The sequence below is a fragment of the Holdemania sp. Marseille-P2844 genome (assembly GCF_900120005.1).
GTDB lineage: Bacteria > Bacillota_I > Bacilli_A > Erysipelotrichales > Erysipelotrichaceae > Holdemania.
Genome location: NZ_LT635454.1, coordinates 583,799 through 601,616 on the forward strand (window position 1 = coordinate 583,799; position 17,818 = coordinate 601,616).

General features: G+C 51.9%; 19 protein-coding genes, 1 rRNA gene and 1 riboswitch. Of the genes, 15 read left to right on the top strand and 5 right to left on the bottom strand.

Features of this window, described 5'->3' with window-relative positions; translation table 11 throughout:
- The first annotated feature begins 3 nt into the window (after positions 1-3).
- From BQ7364_RS17380 to aroF, 7 genes are all read left to right on the top strand, one after another.
- On the top strand, positions 4-1,179 hold the full coding sequence (locus tag BQ7364_RS17380) for a MalY/PatB family protein (protein WP_072686081.1): 1,176 nt from the start codon (positions 4-6) through the stop codon (positions 1,177-1,179).
- Positions 1,180-1,631: 452 nt separating this feature from the next.
- Entirely contained in the window at positions 1,632-2,204 is a 573-nt protein-coding gene (locus tag BQ7364_RS17385; RefSeq protein ID WP_072686083.1) for an HD-GYP domain-containing protein, read from the top strand.
- A gap of 98 nt (positions 2,205-2,302) precedes the next feature.
- Entirely contained in the window at positions 2,303-4,258 is a 1,956-nt protein-coding gene (locus tag BQ7364_RS17390; RefSeq protein ID WP_072686085.1) for an alpha/beta hydrolase family protein, read from the top strand.
- Between the two features lie 152 nt (positions 4,259-4,410).
- The gene (locus BQ7364_RS17395; protein WP_072686087.1) at positions 4,411-4,674 is read left to right on the top strand and encodes a helix-turn-helix domain-containing protein; all 264 of its coding nucleotides are present in this window, start codon (positions 4,411-4,413) and stop codon (positions 4,672-4,674) included.
- A 236-nt stretch (positions 4,675-4,910) separates the two neighbouring features.
- Positions 4,911-5,618, top strand: coding sequence for a hypothetical protein (locus BQ7364_RS17400; protein ID WP_072686089.1), 708 nt, complete (start codon positions 4,911-4,913; stop codon positions 5,616-5,618).
- Positions 5,619-5,697: 79 nt separating this feature from the next.
- Positions 5,698-6,444 (top strand): 4Fe-4S binding protein, encoded by a 747-nt coding sequence (locus BQ7364_RS17405; protein WP_072686091.1) that lies wholly within the window; start codon positions 5,698-5,700, stop codon positions 6,442-6,444.
- A 338-nt stretch (positions 6,445-6,782) separates the two neighbouring features.
- Positions 6,783-7,799 (top strand): 3-deoxy-7-phosphoheptulonate synthase, encoded by a 1,017-nt coding sequence (gene aroF, locus BQ7364_RS17410; protein ID WP_072686093.1) that lies wholly within the window; start codon positions 6,783-6,785, stop codon positions 7,797-7,799.
- Between the two features lie 164 nt (positions 7,800-7,963).
- Here aroF and BQ7364_RS17415 read toward each other — a convergent pair whose 3' ends face one another.
- Positions 7,964-8,239 carry a helix-turn-helix domain-containing protein gene (locus BQ7364_RS17415; protein ID WP_072686095.1) on the bottom strand — a complete coding sequence of 92 codons (276 nt, stop codon included), beginning with the start codon at positions 8,237-8,239 and terminating at the stop codon, positions 7,964-7,966.
- 106 nt (positions 8,240-8,345) lie between these two features.
- Complete coding sequence (locus BQ7364_RS17420; RefSeq protein ID WP_083538690.1) at positions 8,346-9,266, bottom strand: carbohydrate kinase family protein; 921 nt, start codon at positions 9,264-9,266, stop codon at positions 8,346-8,348.
- A 266-nt stretch (positions 9,267-9,532) separates the two neighbouring features.
- Between BQ7364_RS17420 and BQ7364_RS17425 the strand changes: the two genes are divergently transcribed.
- From BQ7364_RS17425 to BQ7364_RS17445, 5 genes are all read left to right on the top strand, one after another.
- Positions 9,533-10,114, top strand: a complete 582-nt coding sequence (locus BQ7364_RS17425; RefSeq protein WP_072686099.1) for a DUF1836 domain-containing protein — start codon at positions 9,533-9,535, stop codon at positions 10,112-10,114.
- Positions 10,111-11,055, top strand: a complete 945-nt coding sequence (locus tag BQ7364_RS17430; protein WP_072686101.1) for a carbohydrate kinase family protein — start codon at positions 10,111-10,113, stop codon at positions 11,053-11,055. The genes BQ7364_RS17425 and BQ7364_RS17430 overlap by 4 nt, the downstream gene beginning before the upstream one ends.
- 75 nt (positions 11,056-11,130) lie before the next feature.
- Positions 11,131-12,639 carry a YjjI family glycine radical enzyme gene (locus tag BQ7364_RS17435; RefSeq protein ID WP_072686103.1) on the top strand — a complete coding sequence of 503 codons (1,509 nt, stop codon included), beginning with the start codon at positions 11,131-11,133 and terminating at the stop codon, positions 12,637-12,639.
- Positions 12,636-13,472 carry a YjjW family glycine radical enzyme activase gene (locus tag BQ7364_RS17440; RefSeq protein WP_072686105.1) on the top strand — a complete coding sequence of 279 codons (837 nt, stop codon included), beginning with the start codon at positions 12,636-12,638 and terminating at the stop codon, positions 13,470-13,472. Before BQ7364_RS17435 ends, BQ7364_RS17440 begins: the two co-directional genes overlap by 4 nt.
- Before the next feature lie 136 nt (positions 13,473-13,608).
- Positions 13,609-14,439, top strand: a complete 831-nt coding sequence (locus BQ7364_RS17445; RefSeq protein WP_072686107.1) for an AAC(3) family N-acetyltransferase — start codon at positions 13,609-13,611, stop codon at positions 14,437-14,439.
- A 205-nt stretch (positions 14,440-14,644) separates the two neighbouring features.
- On the opposite strand, the gene BQ7364_RS17450 is transcribed toward BQ7364_RS17445, so the two are convergent.
- Positions 14,645-15,127 carry a GAF domain-containing protein gene (locus tag BQ7364_RS17450; RefSeq protein WP_072686109.1) on the bottom strand — a complete coding sequence of 161 codons (483 nt, stop codon included), beginning with the start codon at positions 15,125-15,127 and terminating at the stop codon, positions 14,645-14,647.
- Between the two features lie 80 nt (positions 15,128-15,207).
- Positions 15,208-15,307: riboswitch (TPP riboswitch) on the top strand.
- A 28-nt stretch (positions 15,308-15,335) separates the two neighbouring features.
- Here BQ7364_RS17450 and BQ7364_RS17455 point away from each other — a divergent pair.
- Positions 15,336-15,845, top strand: a complete 510-nt coding sequence (locus BQ7364_RS17455; RefSeq protein ID WP_072686111.1) for an energy-coupled thiamine transporter ThiT — start codon at positions 15,336-15,338, stop codon at positions 15,843-15,845.
- Between the two features lie 141 nt (positions 15,846-15,986).
- Here the strand turns inward: BQ7364_RS17455 and BQ7364_RS17460 are convergent, their stop codons facing one another.
- Both BQ7364_RS17460 and BQ7364_RS17465 read right to left on the bottom strand, forming a co-directional pair.
- Positions 15,987-16,304 carry a spore coat protein gene (locus BQ7364_RS17460; RefSeq protein ID WP_072686114.1) on the bottom strand — a complete coding sequence of 106 codons (318 nt, stop codon included), beginning with the start codon at positions 16,302-16,304 and terminating at the stop codon, positions 15,987-15,989.
- On the bottom strand, positions 16,301-16,513 hold the full coding sequence (locus BQ7364_RS17465; RefSeq protein ID WP_072686116.1) for a hypothetical protein: 213 nt from the start codon (positions 16,511-16,513) through the stop codon (positions 16,301-16,303). Before BQ7364_RS17465 ends, BQ7364_RS17460 begins: the two co-directional genes overlap by 4 nt.
- Before the next feature lie 158 nt (positions 16,514-16,671).
- Between BQ7364_RS17465 and BQ7364_RS17470 the strand changes: the two genes are divergently transcribed.
- Together BQ7364_RS17470 and BQ7364_RS18235 are read left to right on the top strand one after the other, a co-directional pair.
- Positions 16,672-17,232 (top strand): DUF402 domain-containing protein, encoded by a 561-nt coding sequence (locus BQ7364_RS17470; RefSeq protein WP_072686118.1) that lies wholly within the window; start codon positions 16,672-16,674, stop codon positions 17,230-17,232.
- A gap of 495 nt (positions 17,233-17,727) precedes the next feature.
- Positions 17,728-17,818: ribosomal RNA gene (locus tag BQ7364_RS18235) — 16S ribosomal RNA — on the top strand; the annotation flags it as partial.

The window sequence follows — 17,818 nt, forward strand, 5'->3', positions numbered from 1 at the left end:
AATATGAAATATAATTTTGATCAAGTGACCGACCGCAGCCATACCGACGCCACGAAGTGGTTTGTTGTACAGGAAACGCTGGATATCCCGGATGTGACGCCGTTGTGGATCGCGGATATGGATTTCGCGGTTTCCGATCCGATCCAGGCCGCGCTGAAAAAGCGCATGGAGTGCCCGGCTTACGGATATACGGAACGCGGTCCGATTTATACGCAGGTCATGGCCGACTGGTTCAACCGCCGCTATCAATACGGCGCGGATCCGGAAATGATGATGATGTCGACCGGCGTCATGTACTCAGTGTCCGCCGCGATCCGGCTGTTCAGCCAGGAAGGCGATAAGATCCTGATTCCGACTCCGGCGTATGAGCCGTTTGTCGACAAGACGCTGTCCAACCGCCGCGTGCCGACGCTGTGTCCGATGCACGAAGAGGATGGGTATTATACGCTGGACTTTGAGGACATGGAGAAGAAAATTGACGAGCAGACGAAGATTTTCATTCTGTGCAATCCGCAGAATCCGACCGGCCGCGTTTATACGAAGAGGGAACTGGAACAGATCGCCGCGTTCTGCGAGAAGCACCAGCTGAAGATCATCGCCGATGAAATCCATGCCGATTTCATCTTTGACGGTCAATTTACGCCGATCATCAATATCAACGACTACACCCGTCAGAACACGATCGCCTGTGTCTCCTGCACGAAGTCGTTCAATCTGGCCGGCTTGAAAATTTCCGGCGTGATCATCAAAAATCCGGAGCTGTTCAAAGCGTTTAAGGCCGAGGCGGTCAACGTCGGCATCGCGAGCATCAACATCTTCGCACTGGAAGCGATGAAAGCGGCGTATCAGTATTCCGAAGACTGGATGGATCAGCTGCTGGAATACATCAAGGCCAACCGGGATTACGCTGATGACTTCTTCCGCACACGGCTGCCGATGATCAAGACGCGCAAACCGGAAGGAACGTATTTCTTCTGGCTCGACATGCGGAATTGCGGCATTGCGTGGGACAAGCTGAACCAGACCTGCATCGAGGAAGGGCATGTCTATCTGTCCGAAGGCAAATTCTTCGGCGAAGACTATCTGGGCTTTGAGCGGCTGAACCTGGCCAGTCCGCGCGCCCAGCTGCAGACGGGTTTGGAAAAGTTGGAAAAAATGGTGCTGGCGCATCAGAAATAACAACCTTACAACGAAAGCGGTGAACGCCGCTTTTTTTTGTTTCTTTCATATAAAGTTTGTCTGCGGACACTGTATGGAATAAACAATAAAGAGCACTGTGCGGCGCGATGCCAAAGCAGGGGCTGAGCTGGTGATGGCGAAAAAGGCAGGCGCTGCGGTGGATTTGCGATCCGAAGGTTTCCACGCACTTTTTTCCTTTTCAATCAGGAAAAACATTGCCTCGAAAAGCAAAAGCGTTATGATAAAATGGAATTGTCATCCAAAGGATATGCAGTCAGAGTCTCCTCCCTTTCTCTGAGGGCATATCTTTTTTTGCGTCTGTTTCCATCGTGCTTGGCGGAATGGGAGAGTTTTTCAGCCCCTGTCAAAAATGTGTTGGTTCGGTTCATCTGCGCTTGTTTAAATAGCGTGTTTTTCGCCCATACTGCTAAAAAAGAAGGGCGGGATCACACATGAAAAATAAACTGACGCCGCGGCAGGCCGCCATGGAAGCGTATTTGTCGGCGCTGCGTTTGCGGGATTTGGAGACTTGCCGCCACAGTCTGCGCGTCAGCCGGCTGGCTTACGAAATGGCGCAGGAACTGGCGTGGTCCGAGGATCGCTGCCGCAAGCTGAAAGAAGGAGCGCTGCTGCACGACTTGGGCAAGCTGGCAACGCCCGACGCCGTGCTGTTAAAACCAGATCGTTTAGACCAGGGGGAATGGCGGCAGATGCAAAAACATCCCGCTGAAGGCGCGCGTCTGATCAGCGTAACGCTGCTGAACGATCTGACGCCGATCATCCTGCAGCATCATGAACGTTGGGACGGCGGGGGATATCCTTATGGATTAAAAGCTTCTGAGATCTGTGAGGAAGCCCGCGTGCTGGCGCTGGCCGACGCGTATGACGCGATGATTTGCCGCCGCCGCTATCATGACCCGCTGCCGCAGCGGGAGGTTCTGCGCCGGATTGAAGAGGGCCGGGGAACGCAATTTGATCCGGAGCTGACCGATTCCTTTTTGTCGCTGCATCGGCTTCTGCGCTGATCTTTTGAAAAGTAAATGAATAAAAATGAAAGTCGGCTGATTCAGTTTGACATCGCTTTCATCCCATTGTAAACTGAGGATCAGAAGGAGAATATCGAATGGAAAAATTTGAACTGAACGACTTTAGAAAACTTCGCGAGTTGAGCGACGTAACTTTCTCCCCCGACGGCCGGCACATTGCCGTCGTCGTCAAAGCCTGCAACGAGCAGGACGGGTATGATTTTACGATCTGGGCGCGCCCTGAGGATGGGGAATTCCGCCAGCTGACCAGCTTCGGCAAGGAAAGCAGCTATCTGTGGGACGATGCGAAAACAATGATGTTTTTATCGCTGCGCGATCCGGCGGATCAAAAGCGCGCTGAGGCCGGCGAGGAATTGACCGGCGTTTACCGCCTGAGCCTGGAGGGCGGCGAGGCGATCAAGGCGTTTACGCTGCCGATACAGGCGGGAAAGCTGGAAAAGCTGAAGAATGGCCTGTATCTGGTCACGGCCCGCTGCGATGCGAACGTGCCGGATTATTATAAGATGAACGCCGAGGAGCGCAAGCAGGTTGCCGAGGATAAGAAAAAGAACGCCGAGTTTCACGTATTGGATGAAACTCCGTTCTGGTCTAACGGCACGCCGGGCTTTACGAGCAAAATGCGCACGCGCTTATTTGTTTACGACGAGAAAAAAGCCGAGCTGACCCCATGCAGCGAACCGCTGTTTCAGGTCGAAGCCAGCGCTGTCGTGGGCCGGAAGATCTATTATTCCGGCTGCGCGTACACATTGCGCACCAAGCTGCAGAAGGACGTCTGGTGTTACGATCTGGATACCGGTGAAAACCGGCAGGTCTACGTCAACGAAGGCTTCGGCAACCGCAGTCAGAACGTTGCGACCGACGGCACAAGGGTGCTGTTCTGCGCTGCCAAGGGCGAAACCTGGGGACAAAACGAGCATCCGAATTTCTACGAACTCGATCCGGCATCAGGAACGCTGGCGCTGTTGGCGGAAGCGGATCTGTCCTACTATCTTGCCAAACCCAAAGAAGGCGCGCTGTGGATCAACGGCAGCGACCGGATTTCGAATAATCTGTTCTGCTTCGGCGGGGACAATGAGTTGAAAAAGATGTCCGACTGGAGCGGCGATATCGGCAGCTTCGATATCTTTGGCGATCAGGCTGTCATCGCCGGCAAGCAGGGAACCGATTTTGACGAGGTCTGGACGATTGATCTGAAAACGCAGAAAGCCTGCTGCCTCAGCGACTTCAACCGTTCATTCTTACAGACCAGACAGGTCAGCAAATGCGAACCGCTGACGATTGCCAGTCACGATTGGGACGTCGACGGCTGGGTCATGAAGCCGGCCGACTTTGATCCGGAAAAGACCTATCCGGCGATTCTGACGATCCATGGTGGGCCGAAGGGCGCCTATCACGGCACGTTTGGGGTCGATATGCAGACCTGGGCTTCCGCCGGTTACTTCGTCTTCTTCTGCAATCCGATCGGCTCTGACGGCCGCGGCAACAAGTTTGCGGAAATCCGGGAAAAACACGGCACCATTGATTATGAAGACATCATGAACTTCACCGACGAAGTGCTCAAGCGCTATCCGCAAATCGACCCGCAGCGGATGGGCGTCACCGGCATTTCCTATGGCGGCTACATGACCAACTGGATCATCGGCCATACCGACCGGTTTAAGGCGGCCTCCAGCCAGTGCTCGGTTGTCAACTGGGTTTCGATGTACGGCGTGTCCGACATCAGTATGGAATTCGTTCCGGATCAGATGGGCGGCTCGATCTTTGAGAAAACGCAGACGTATTGGGACCGCTCGCCGCTGAAATACGCGTGCAACGCGGTGACGCCGACGCTGTTTATCCAGCCGCTGGCGGATTTCCGCTGCCATCTTTCCGACGGCCTGCAGATGATCACGGCACTGATGGACAAGGGTGTGGAGACCCGTGTCGTCTGCTTTGACGGCGATCATCATGGACTGAATCATTTCGGCAAGCCGTCGCACCGCGAACGCTCCTATTCTGAAACGCTCAACTGGATGGACAGCCATCTGAAATAAGCAGCACACCGGCCGCACACGTCAAACTGTGCGGCTTTTTCGCGTCAGAAATAAAAATTTTGAACTTTTTTAACCTTTTTGGCAGGCATTTTGGAATTTTCCGCAATATTAATAATGGAGATATGAATTCCAAAGAAAGGTAGGGATTAAACATGCACGAAAAAAACACGGTGGAAAAGGATTGGACGATCAAGCTGCTCAAGGAGGTCATGCGTCAGACCGGCATGGATGAAGACGAGCTGTGCCGCAAAGCCCGGCAATCACCCGGCTGGATGGGCCGGCTGAAACGGAAGGAGGAGGAAGCGACGCTGCAGGATTGTTTCGCTCTGGCGAGCGCTCTGGACCTGTCTTTACATGAATTTTTTATCCGATTTGATGAAGATGAACGGAATAAAACTTGTCAAATGATGAAATAGTATTTATTTCCGCAAGCTTAAAGGATTAAAAAACGATCGAAACTTCCAGAAAAAGAATACGAGGTTTGAAAAACGACTTTTTAATCTGATCTGACAGGCTGAAAAAGTGACGGCTGTCACTTTTTTAGTCTTTTCTCGCTGTAAAAACAAAACAATTACCGTAATTTGTTATTTTCATTCTCAGGGGTTGCTGATATAATTTATCTGGCGTTAATTATAATTAAAGGAGTAATGGAATGGGAGCTAAAATCACAGATTACAAATCGCTGATTGAGAACCTGAAAACCGAGGCGGCTCAGACCGGCGATTCTTATTTGGAATGCTCGGCGAAAGAACTAATGGGCAAGCTGAATGAAGGCAATGCGACGCTGATTACCTGCTGCAGCGCGATGCGCCAGTGCATGCTCAGCGGCGACGAAATGATCGTTGCGCCGACCGGCAAGAAGAACGTCAGCACCAAGATGAAGATTCGTTATTACCTGAATGATCTGGACAGCCGCGAAAGCGCGTATATTCCGAAAAAACGCGGCCGCAAAGCCGGATCCACATTGAAGAAAACTCCAGGTCTCAAGCGTAACCCGAAGACGGGCAAGCTGGAAGCAAAGTTTAACAAGGCCTATATGACCCTGTCCCTGCAGAACTGGCTGGATAAGAAAAAGCTGACTTATAAAGAATTGGAAGACGCGTACCTCGTCGATACTCCGGAAGGAAAATGGCTGATCGAGGTGGATTATGAAAAGCGCGGCAAAAAGCAGACGTTTAATTCGAAAATGTACTCGCTGATCAAAAGGATGGATCCGGCGATCGCCAAATATTCGATCCTGATGGAGTCTAAGATTTCCTCCAAGCAGGAATGGAAACAGTTGAGCGATTATATGAAAAGCCGCCTGGGCATTTCGTTGATTTTTGTGAATCATCAGGGAAAAGTGAAAGAATATCGCTAACCATAACGACAATCCATCGACGGGGAAATCCATCTCCGTCTTTTTTATAAATCCGGCTGCGGATAAAGGAGGAAGTTCGATGCGTTTAGTCACGATGAAATTCAGCGCTTCTCAAACTACGGCAAGGGTCGTTGATCAGCTGTGCGCCGGGTTAAGACTGCCGCGGAAAGATCTGAATCTGAACGAGGGCGTCAGTCTGGGGCCGCAGGATTGCCTGATTGCGGCATTTCCGGTATTCAGCGGAAGGCTGCCGGCGTTTTTCCAAGCCTGGATGAATCAGATTCAGGGACGAAACACGCCTGCGGTTGCGGTCGTCGTTTACGGCAACCGAGCGTATGAGGACGCGCTATTGGAACTGAGCGATGCTCTGAGTGCCGCCGGGTTCACCGTGGTCGGCGCCGCTGCGGTCGTCGCACAGCATTCGATTTTTCCGACGGTCGCAAATGGCCGTCCGGATGCCGCTGATTTCGCTGGAATTGCCCACTTTGCCCGAGCTTTGCTTGAAAAGGGGCTGGATGCCGCGCACCCGATGATTTCCTCGATTCCCGGTCAGCGCCCTTACCGGAAAATTACGGCGCTGCCGCTGAAGCCCCAGACGAATTCTCGTTGTCTTCGCTGCGGTCGTTGCGCTGTGGTCTGTCCGGTTCAGGCCATTGACCCGGCCCAACCGCACATCACGGATAAGGCGCGCTGCGTGTCCTGTACAGCCTGCATCCATGTCTGTCCTGCCGGTGCACGTCAGTTTCCGCCGGCGCTCTATTACCCAGCGCAGCTTGTTTTCCGGCAGAAGATGAAACAACGCCGTCAGCCGGAGTGGTTCCTGTAAGCACGCTTTTAAATGGAGGATGTAGAACCTTGGGGATACGCTGAAGAGGCGGAATATCCGCTTACCGGTTTCCTGGAGATGGAAGAAAGGGAAACCTGAAAATGTAAAATTCTTGCAAAAAATAAATGAAAGTATTGCTTTCAATTTGAAAGTCATGTAAACTAAGAAGCAGGGAGTGATATTCCATGTTAAAAATCAAATTGAACCACTCTTATTATTATTATTGATAGACCAATGTAACCCAAGATTCCTTGGAATTTTCGCGTTATATTGGTTCAAGAAAACATCAAAGCGGATTTGATGTTTTTTATTTTTTAACGGAAAAGAGGAGAAAACGTATGATTTTAACCGTAAAAAAAGATTGTGATCGCAATGAACTGCAGCGGCTGATGAATCAGCTGGAGAAAAAGGGGCTGGAACTCAATTTCAGCGAAGGCGCCAACTATATCGTTCTGGGATTGGTCGGCGATACAACCGCGCTGGACGTCGACTGGCTGAAAAGCTTCACCTGCGTCAAGGAGGTAACCCGCGTTCAGGCTCCTTATAAAAAAGCCAACCGGCTGTTCCATCCGGAAGATTCCGTGATCGACGTCAGCGGCGTCAAGGTCGGCGGTCATGAAAAGATCGCCGTGATCGGCGGCCCCTGCTCAGTCGAGGGCGAGGCAATGATCTGCGACATCGCCCAACAGGTCAAAGACGCCGGCGGCGTGATGTTACGAGGCGGCGCGTACAAGCCGAGAACCTCACCTTACGCTTTTCAGGGGATGGGCACCGAAGGGATTCTCGCGATGGTCAAGGCGCGGGAAAAGACCGGTCTGCCGATCGTCAGCGAATTGATGAGTGCAGATAAGATCGACGAATTTGTCGAGCATGTCGATCTGATTCAGGTCGGAGCGCGCAACATGCAGAACTTCGATCTGTTGAAAGCGCTGGGCAAGATTGACAAGCCGGTGCTGTTGAAGCGCGGGCTGGCGAATACGATCGAGGAGTGGATCATGGCGGCGGAGTACATCATGGCCGGGGGCAACAAGAACGTGATCCTGTGCGAACGCGGCATTCGGACGTTTGAGAAATACACGCGCAACACGCTGGATTTGAGCGTCGTGCCGATCATCAAGGAACGCACGCATCTGCCGATCATCATCGACCCGTCGCATGCGACCGGGGATTGGAAGCTGGTGGAAGCGATGTCCCTGGCGGCGATTGCGGCCGGAGCGGACGGTCTGATCATCGAAGTCCATACCTGTCCGGAATGTGCTTGGAGCGATGGGGCGCAGTCGCTGAAGCCGGCGAAGTTTGCCTCCCTGATCGAAAAGGGCCGCGCGATTGCCAAGGTCATCGGACGCGAGCTGTAAGCCGGAATTCACAAATATCTGCAAAGCGCTGCCGCAAGAAGCGGGGGCGTTGATATTCGCAAGCTGTGAAAGTATAGACCTGCAGGACTTCACAGCGGCGTCAAAACCAGACAAAAAGCTGTTTCCCATCGGGTTTTCCAAATCCCGCAGGGAAGCAGCTTTTTTTATTTCTTATCTTTATTCTTTTCCTTCGGCGTCGGCTTGGTTTTCAATTCGGTGAAATCATCCGTGTCGAAGAACTCTGCCAGGGTGATTCCCAATCCGTCGCACAACCGTTTAATCGTGGCGATCGTCGGGGAACTCGTTTCCCGGTTCATCAGATTATTGACCGTCGACTGGGTCATACCGCTGATCTGGGACAGCTGGTAGAGGGACATTCCCTGTTCTTTGGCCAACGCCTGAATTCTGAGCTTGATCGTATGGGAAAGCTCGTTGCTCATCTTCATCTCTCCTTTTTTCCTATCATTAATTCTTCCGTTTTTATTTTACCAGAAAAGCCGCACGGTGGACAGCTTTTCTCATGCGAAATTACCCGGAAATCCTCAATCAACAGGAAATGGCGCCGTCATCCGCCAGCTGCAGGATCTCTTTTAAGCCCCCTTCGGCATGCGGACCCAGCGTCATTGCCGTCAGGGCGCCGCAGGCGGAGGCGAGCCGCATACACTCCTTGAGCGTTTTTCCCTGCAGCACTGATGCGGCGTAACCGGCGAAAAAGGCGTCGCCGGCGCCGTTGGAATCGGCCAGTTTGATCGGCAGGGCGGCAAAGCCTTGCGTTTGTTCCGGTTGGATCAGCTGCGCTCCCCGTGAACCGCAGGTCACGACGATCGCCTGCAGGCGATGTTGAAAATAAGTAGTCAGCGGCTGGCCCAGCACGTGTTCTAAAAGCTGACGCTCCTCTTCGTTGACCTTCAGATGCGTGCATAACCGCATCGTCTTTTCCAACAACTCCGGATCGATCTGATCGCACAGCGGCCCCGGATCAAAAAACAAATCCCGCCCGCCGCGGCAGAACTGATGCAGATAGGCAACAGCGTTTTCACTGTCCGCGCCATAGATCAGATACAGACCCGTCAGGCAGCAGGCCCGGTAATTCAACGCCGGAATCCGCGCCGGATCAAATACTCCTTCACAGCCGCGGTAGGTCATGAATGTCCGTTCCTTCTGATCATCGAGCAGGATCATGCAGAAACCGGTCTTCTGATCCTCGATCACAAACAAACCGTCCATCGCCAAGGCGTTGCGGTGGAAGAAAGCCCGGACCTTTTCGATCGACTCCGCTCCGACCGCAGAATATAAAACCGGATCCAGTCCGAATTTTTTCAGGGTGAACGCGGCGTTGATCGGACAGCCGCCGATCCGTTCAAACGTATCCTGAATCAACGTGTCCTGGCCCTTGACAGGAAACTGACTCAGCAGGCAATACCGGTCCAGACACAGTCCGCCCAGCATTAATACAGGGTTCTCCATGGTTGATTTCCTCGCTTTATTTTTACCATAACGGATATATTATAGTGAACTCAGGCATGAAAGTCCATTGAACCCGAGCGGAAAACGACGAAATTTGGTACCATTGCGCCAACGTTCTATGATAAAATGAAGATGTCGAAAACCCGCGGCCTTTCCGGCTTGCTTTTTTCTTCCGGTCAAGCCGCTGTCAGGGATTTCCACCTTTCCGGTTTCGCCGCTTTTTTCAGGGAAAAAGGTGGGAGACAAAACTAAAGCGAGGTCATAAAATGAAACAATCTGAACAGGAAATGAAAGAATGGGCGCAGCAGCTTAACGCCGTCCATCTGCCGCGGTGGGAGGAGCTGCCGGATATTGACTTGTATATGGATCAGGTCATGACGCTGATGGACCGGTATCTTGATCTGCTTTTAGGTCAGAACCATGAAAAGATCATCACACCGGCGATGGTCAACAATTATGTCAAGCTGAACCTGATCCCCGCCCCGCATAAGAAACAATACAATCGTGTCCATCTGGCATATCTGGTGGCGATTACAATTTTAAAACAGGTTGTGACGATCAAGGAGGTTCGCGTCGGCATATTGTATCAGGCCCATTTAAGCGGCACCCGCAACGCGTATAATCTGTTCTGTTCGCAGCAGGAATACGAATTGAAGAAGGTCGCGGCCCAAATCGATCCGCAGCTGGTGTCCAAGGCTCAGTCAGAACCGATTTCTTTTGATAATCTGGCGCTGAAAATGGCGTCCGGGGCGTTCGCGCAGAAGATTGTCGCTGAAAAAGCGGTTGCGCTGCAGGAGCGGGAATTGAAGCAGATGCAGGAAGAGCACAGCCGCAGCCTGCAGAAATGAGCCGCTTCGTCGTCATCGGCGGAGCGAACGTCGATATCATGGGAATTGCCGATCAGGCGCTGCGTTCGCAGGATTCCAATCCCGGAACGATCCGCACGACGCTGGGCGGAGTCGGCCGCAACATCGCGGAAAATCTGGCGCGGTTAGACGAGGCGGTCAGTCTGGTCAGCGTGGTTGGGGACGACAGCTTCGGCCGCTGGATTTTGAAACAAGGCCGCGAATGCGGCGTGGATATGCGCTGGGTCCGATCGCTTCCGGGACAGCGGACATCGGCATTTCTGGCCATCCTTGATCCTGATCACGATTTGCACAGCGCGATTGCGGACATGAGCATTCTTCATCAGCTGGATCAAGCCTCCCTGCAGCCGGTGCTGAACTCACTGAAGCGGGGGGATCTGTTAATCTGCGATACCAATCTGGATCCCGAACTGATCCGCTGGATTGTGACGGAAGCTCCCTGCCCGCTGGCGATGGATCCGCTCAGCGCATCCAAAAGTGAGAAAGCGCGGCCGATTTTAAATCGGCTGACATATTTCAAACCAAATCGGGCGGAAGCGGAACGGCTGTGCGGATTTCCGATTCAGACGCCCGCAAAAATCCGTGCCGCTCTGGACTGGTTTGTTAATCAGGGGGTTAAGGAAACCGTGCTTTCCCTGGGGGCGCAGGGAACTGCAGTAGCAGTCGGACAGCGGCGGCTTTTGATGACGGTGGATCCGCTGACCCCCGTCAACACTACCGGCGCGGGCGACTGCTTCTTTGCGGTGTATCTAAGCTTTCGCGCGCAGGGTGCGGCGGTTGAAGACGCGATTGAATCCGCGGCGGCCGGGGCGGCGCTGACCTTAAGCGATCCCTTGTCCGTCAGCCCTTTGCTGAGCCGGCAGTCGCTTGCGCTGCGGCGCGGACGGCAGTCTTGCCGCTGGTTTGACCTGAACCAAATTTAACCTTCTCTTTCGATATTCGCGCGTAGCCGCAATCGAAACCTAACTCCCGATGAAGAAAGAAAAAGGAGCATGATTATGGAAGAAGTATTGAATATTATTCGCGATGAAACGCTGACCTACCAACAACAGCTGCTTGCCTTAGCCCGTCTGGCGGAGAATATGGACGACACGCTGCAGCGTTCCCCGGAATATCGGCAAGGACAGAAAGACGGCATTTTCTGCGACCTGGGCGAGGGGCTGGCGCCGTATCGGCCGCGCTATATCTGCCCGGATTATACGCAGTTGATGGAAAAAGGATCCCGATTTCTCGATCTGACGCCGCCGCAGGATCTGCTGGAAGCGACCAACGCCCTGCTGATCATGTATCATCACGTACCTTCGATTACCTCGTTTCCAGTCTATCTGGGCAATCTCGACCAGCTGCTGGAACCGTTTGTCCTGAAGGAAACACCGCAGCGGGCGAAGCAGATCCTGAAAATGTTTCTGCTGCATATCGACCGCACGCTGACCGATTCGTTCGTGCATGCCGACCTTGGCCCAGAGGCGACTCGCACTGGCGAGCTGATTCTGCAGCTGAGCGAGGAAATGCAGTGCGCGATGCCGAACCTGACGCTGAAATATGATCCGCTGCTTACCAGTGATGATTTTCTGAAGCGCTGCGCGCTGTGCATGTTAAAGACCGCCAAGCCCTCGTTTGCCAACCACGCGATGTTCACCCGCGAGTGGGGCGAGAACTATGCGATCGCTTCCTGTTACAATGGCTTGAAAGTTGGCGGAGGCGGCTTCACGCTGCCGCGGATCCGGCTGTACGAATGCTCGCTGAAAGCGAAGGATCCGCAGGATTTCCTGGACAACGTGCTGCCGCACTATGTGCAGATCATGCTGGAAATGATGGAAGACCGAATCCGCTTCATCGTTGAAACCAGCGCGTTCTTCAAGGCCAATTTCCTGGTCACGGAAGGGTTTGTCAAGCTTGAGAACTTCACCGGCATGTTCGGCATGGTCGGCCTGGCGGAGTGCGTCAACCACCTGCTGGGGATTGAGGATCCGCGGCGGGGTTATGGCAACAACGCTGCTGCGGATGATCTGGGCGTCAGAATTTTACAACGCTTAAGCGATCTGGTCGCGGGTTTTACTTCGGCCTATTGCGATTGTACGAATCACCACTTCCGTCTGCACGCGCAGGTTGGGATTGATTCCGACGGCCGCGAGAACTCTCCGGGCGCACGGATTCCAGTCGGCGCAGAACCGGGCATGCTGAAGCAGATTCAGCATGCGGCGCGGATGCACGGCTTTTTCCCGACCGGGATCGGCGATATCTTTAAGTTTGAGGAAACCTGGCTGAACACGCCGGAAGCTTTGGGCGATATCATCAAGGGCGCAATGGCCAGCAGAATGCGCTATTTCTCCGGCTATCTCGAGAACAACGATGTCGTCCGCGTGACCGGCTATTTAGTCAAGAAAAGCGAACTGGCGAAGCTCGATCAGCATAAGCAGTCGCTCAACAACGTCAGCATCTTCGGCCAGGGCGCCCGCGACAAAGGCAATGCGCTTGACCGCCGGGTGGAAAAGCGCGGACAATGAAGGCGTTGATCAACCGGATCATTCCCTTTTCCAACGTTGACGGACCCGGTAACCGCTGCGCGATTTTTTTCCAGGGCTGCCCGCTGCATTGCGCATACTGCCACAATCCGGAAACCTGGCAGGTCTGCGATCATTGCGGTCAATGCGTCGCCGGCTGCCCAGCCGGGGCGCTGGCTTTGCGTAAAGGAAAAGTGGTTTGGGATGAAACCCGCTGCGCAGGCTGCGATCAATGCATCCATGTCTGTCCCCATCACGCTTCCTGCAAAGTCAGCGAGCTGACGCCCGAGGCCTTGTTTGAGAAGATTGCGGAAACCTTTCCGTTTATTCAGGGAATTACGGTCAGCGGCGGGGAATGTATGCTTTACGCTGATTTTCTGACGGCGCTGTTTCGCCGTGTCAAGGCGGCCGGGAAAACCTGTCTGATCGATTCCAACGGCGTCATTGATTTTGGGCAATATCCCCAACTGCTCGCTTTGTGCGACGGCGTGATGCTTGATATGAAAGCCATCGACGACGACTTTCACCGCCAGCTCACCGGCGCGTCCAATCGACAGGTACTGGATAATCTGACACTGCTGCTGGAGGCTGGGAAGCTGGAAGAAGTCCGTACGGTGCTGCTGCCACAGTTTCCCAAACAAAATCAGAAGACGGTCCGTGCGGTAAATGAAAGGCTGCAGGGAAAAATTCGTTATAAGCTGCTGCGCTATCGGCCGTTTGGGGTGTGCGAGGAAGGACTGCGGTTCTGCGGCCGGACGATCACGCCGTTGGAAGAAGCCGAGCGTCTGGCGCAGGCTGAAAGCGACCGCGGTTTTCATAACTGTGTCGTTATCTGAACAAAATCAGGGTGCAATTAGATGAATTTGTAAGAGGAAGTCCGTAAGGGCTTCCTTTTTGTCGGCTGTCCTCTTTATAAAACCAACGCGCGCGTGATATAATAAGAAAGCAAGTCAACAAAGGAGATCGGGCGGGATGAAAACACCACAAAAAGCGATATCGCAGCTGATAACGCAGAAGGAAATTTTAGAACAGCTTAAAGAACTCGGCGTCGGCGCCGGCATGATCCTTGAAGTTCATGCGTCGCTCAGCGCGTTCGGATATGTCTGCGGGGGCGCCCAAACGGTCGTTAACGCGTTGATTGAAGCGGTCGGCTACTCTGGTACGCTGCTGATGGCGATGCAATGTTCGGACAACACTGAACCCTCGGCCTGGGAAAATCCGCCGATCGAACGTCATTTGATCAAAGCCGTGCGCGAACAGATGCCGGCGTTTAATAAAAAAGAATCGGATACCCGGGCAATGGGGGCGATCGTCGAGAATCTGCGGCGGCGCGATGGGATCGTCGTTTCTCATCATCCCAACTGCGCTTATGTCGCCTGGGGTAAATATGCCAAGCTGCTTTGCAACCATCAGTCGCTGCATTTTCCGCTGTCTGAGGAATCCCCGGCCGCCCGGTTGTATGAGCTGAAAGGCTCGGTGCTGTTAATGGGCGTCGATTATACCCGCTGTACGGCAATGCATTTAGCGGAATACCGCAGTGAAATCCGGCCGGTGATCCTGCGCGGTGCGGCGGTCGAGCTGGAAGGCAAGCGGATGTGGAAGAAATATCTGGATCTGGATATCGACAGTGAGATCTTTAATAAAATAGGCAAACGCCTGGAGGAAAAAGGCTTTGTCAAAAGAGGCAAGGCCGGTATGGCTGAATTGCGGCTGTTCAAAGCGGACGCCGCGATTGATGAAGCCATGCGCTATCTGGCCAAGGAACACCCGTATGCCCGATATCTTCAACCTGCGCTTTTTTGAAGGTAAACAAAAAGCGGCAGTCCCGTTTTCATAACTCTGTGATAACAGAACACTTTGGCAAGGGTGAATTGGAAAACGACGATGACAAGAATGAAAAAAGCAGCGGATGTCTTATGCCGTTGCTTTTTTACGAGATGTTATTTTGAAACAGCGATTCAATTTCTTTTGAAACAAGGCTTTGCGGCACGGATCCGCCAAAGTCAGATCAGCGCTCATGCGGGTTCAGTGCAAATAACTCGCCAATCCAGGCGCCAAGTTCGCACAGGACAGCTTCATCTGCCGGTTTGAACCGATCCGGGATCGGGGCGTCGATATCCAGCACGCCGACAACTTCGGACTGATAGACCAGCGGGACGACGATTTCACTGCGGCTGGTCTGATCGCAGGCGATATGGCCGGGAAACTGATGAACATCCATGACGACTAAGCATGTATTTTTCTGCGCCGCTGTTCCGCACACGCCTTGCCCTAAGGCGATATGCGTACACGCCGGTTTTCCCTGAAACGGACCCAGGATCAATTCACCCTGCTTCATCAGATAAAATCCTGCCCAGTTGATATTGGGAACGCTCTGCATGATCAGCGCGCTGAGATTGGCCAGGCAGCAGATCAGGTCCGTTTCCTCAAAACACAAGGCTTTCGCGTTATCCAGCAGCGTTTCCATGCGCATTGTTAATTTTTCTTCCATCCTTTTTCCTCCGCTTTTCTCTATTTTAACGGAATCGACAGAAAAAAGGAACGCATCCTGAAAGAATGTGCTATAATATTTCTCGTGAACAGGGGAGCAAATGCTGAGATCCAACGATGGAACAAACCCTTATCACCTGATCTAGGTAAAACTAGCGTAGGGAGTTTACTGATTTTTCCTTACGCCTCACACTTGGAGGTGTTTTTTTATGAAATGGACAACCAAAGATCTCGTCTACATGGCGCTGTACGCTGCATTATTCATCGTACTCGACGTCGCCGTCAACACCCTCGGAATTTTACAGATGCCCAACGGCGGTTCGCTTGGCGTCTCGGTGATTCCGCTGTTAATGGCCAGCTATCATCTGGGCTGGCAGGAAGGCACGGTCGTCGCCGTACTTTCGATTCTGCTGCAGTATGTCACCGGTCCGATGTATACTCCGGACCTGATCGGCTTTCTGCTCGACTATTTCTTCGCCTTTTCCGTTTACGGACTGGCGAGTCTGTTTCCTAACTACAAATGGTTTTACTCCGGCGTGCTGATCACCAACCTTGTCCGGCTGATCTCCAGTACGCTGTCCGGTATTCTCGTCTGGGAAACGGCGCCGTGGGCCTCGCTGGTCTACAATGCCACTTACATGATTCCGACAACGATCCTGTGCCTGGTTCTGCTGCCGTTAGTCATGCCGCGCATCAAACCGTTGATGAACAAGAAATAAAGTCCTGTCTGCAATTAGATCAGAATCGAAAAACTCAGCAATCAGCCGCTTTAATTACAAAAAGACGCAGATTCCAGGAGCCTTTCAGAAGACTTTTGGATCGGCGTTTTTTTATTTCAATAAGGGAGAGACTGGCGGAATTCAGCTCAGCTGACTTTCTTCTGATTTGAAGGTTTGGTGCTTCGTGTCGATCTTTTGCGCCTGTTCATTTTCCAGCTTGTACCAACCCTTTTCAAACATCAGGTCGTAGTTCTTCCGCTGCAGCTGGCTGCTTTCCTGAAACAGACCGAACAGTTTGGTATATAACTCGTTGTTGCTGGCTTCCTGACAGGCTAAGGAATACATATAGGTGATATGTTTGATCGAGATCAGTAAATCATTCAGCCGGTCGCGGTCGTTAAAACGTTTCTCATCCGGTAAAATTTCAGACTTCGGATTCATAACTTCCGGACTGTTCATTCGTTGACACTTCCTTTCAATTCGTCAGTCAGAATGGAATACTGACTTTTCAGAGTTTCGTAGTAATGAGCGGCGAAGTCGCTGACTTGTTTATCTTCGATTTTCCGGCTGTAATTCTCCGCTTTTTTCGCTGTGGTCAGCAGCGTTTCCAGCATATCTGCCAGATAAGAACAATCCTTCGGGGAAAGCATTTTTGGCGGTGTTTTCATCATCCAGCCTCCTTTCTTCTGACAGTATGGTCAGACAGGATGGGTTTATGCGTATTTTCCTGGCGAATCAAACGACTGGATTCCCCTCTTTTCGTTCAGACTAAAAAGAGGTATAATAAATAAGATTTTGTAAAAAAGAAGAAATGAGGTGAATCTCCATGCTGCCTGAAGTGGGATCGCAGGTCTACATTCAGAGTTTCAAGCATGACGGTTCGCTGCATCGGACATGGGCTAAAGGCTTCGTTATTGAGGCTGGGGTGCGCCGGGTGATTGCCGTTACCAATAAAACATGGGTCACCGAGGCGGATGGCCGCCGCTGGTTTACACGGGAACCGGCGATTTGCTTCTTCTATCCTGATCACTGGTATAATGTGATCACGATGATTCGGAAGACCGGCATCTATTATTACTGTAATCTTGCTTCTCCAAGTTTGTATGACGGTGAGGCAATCAAGAATATTGATTATGATTTGGATGTCAAGCTGTTTCCGGATGGACGCATTGAGATTCTGGATGAAGATGAATATGAGCAGCATGGCCGTGAAATGGGATACAGCGAACCGCTGAAGCATGCCGTAGAAAAAGAGATGGACGTGCTGATCGGCAAGATCAAACGAAAAGAATCGCCGTTCAATCAAAAAGAAATTGAATGTCTGTACCACGAATATCTGGAATTGCTGCACACGGCACTGCAGGATTCAGAACGTGAGAAACTTTGACTTGATAAAATCGGTCAGAGTTTTTTTGTTTGTCGGGACAGTTTCTGACAAGAGGGCAGTTAGGATGAACTGCTTTCACGGAACGCCGCTGAAATGATCAGAATGAATATGAGGAAATCAGAAAACAGGAAAAGATGGAAAAGTCAAATCTTATGAAGCGGAATGGATTAAATCGTTGGGCAATGAAAAAAGAATCGAAGTTTTAAGAAGACTGTATATAACTGAAAAAAACGGGTACGTTGGAAATGAGCAGAGAGGGAAAAGCTTAAAAAGCCTTTAAAATAAGGGGGAAACAAAGTGAGGGGAGAAAATGCAAAAAAAATAAAAAAAGATGTTGACAGAAAAGGGGTGATTTGGTAATATTAATGAGCACCTCGCGAGAGGGCGTCGATCTTTGAAAACTAAACAGGAAGAAAAGCACAAATACAACGTCAATTCATAAAGCAGCTATTCTAAGGAATAGTGAAGATAAAACAAAGAGCTAACAAACTCTGACAAATGGAGAGTTTGATCCTGGCTCAGGATGAACGCTGGCGGCGTGCCTAATACATGCAAGTCGAACGCTTGCTTGAGGACTTGTCTTCAA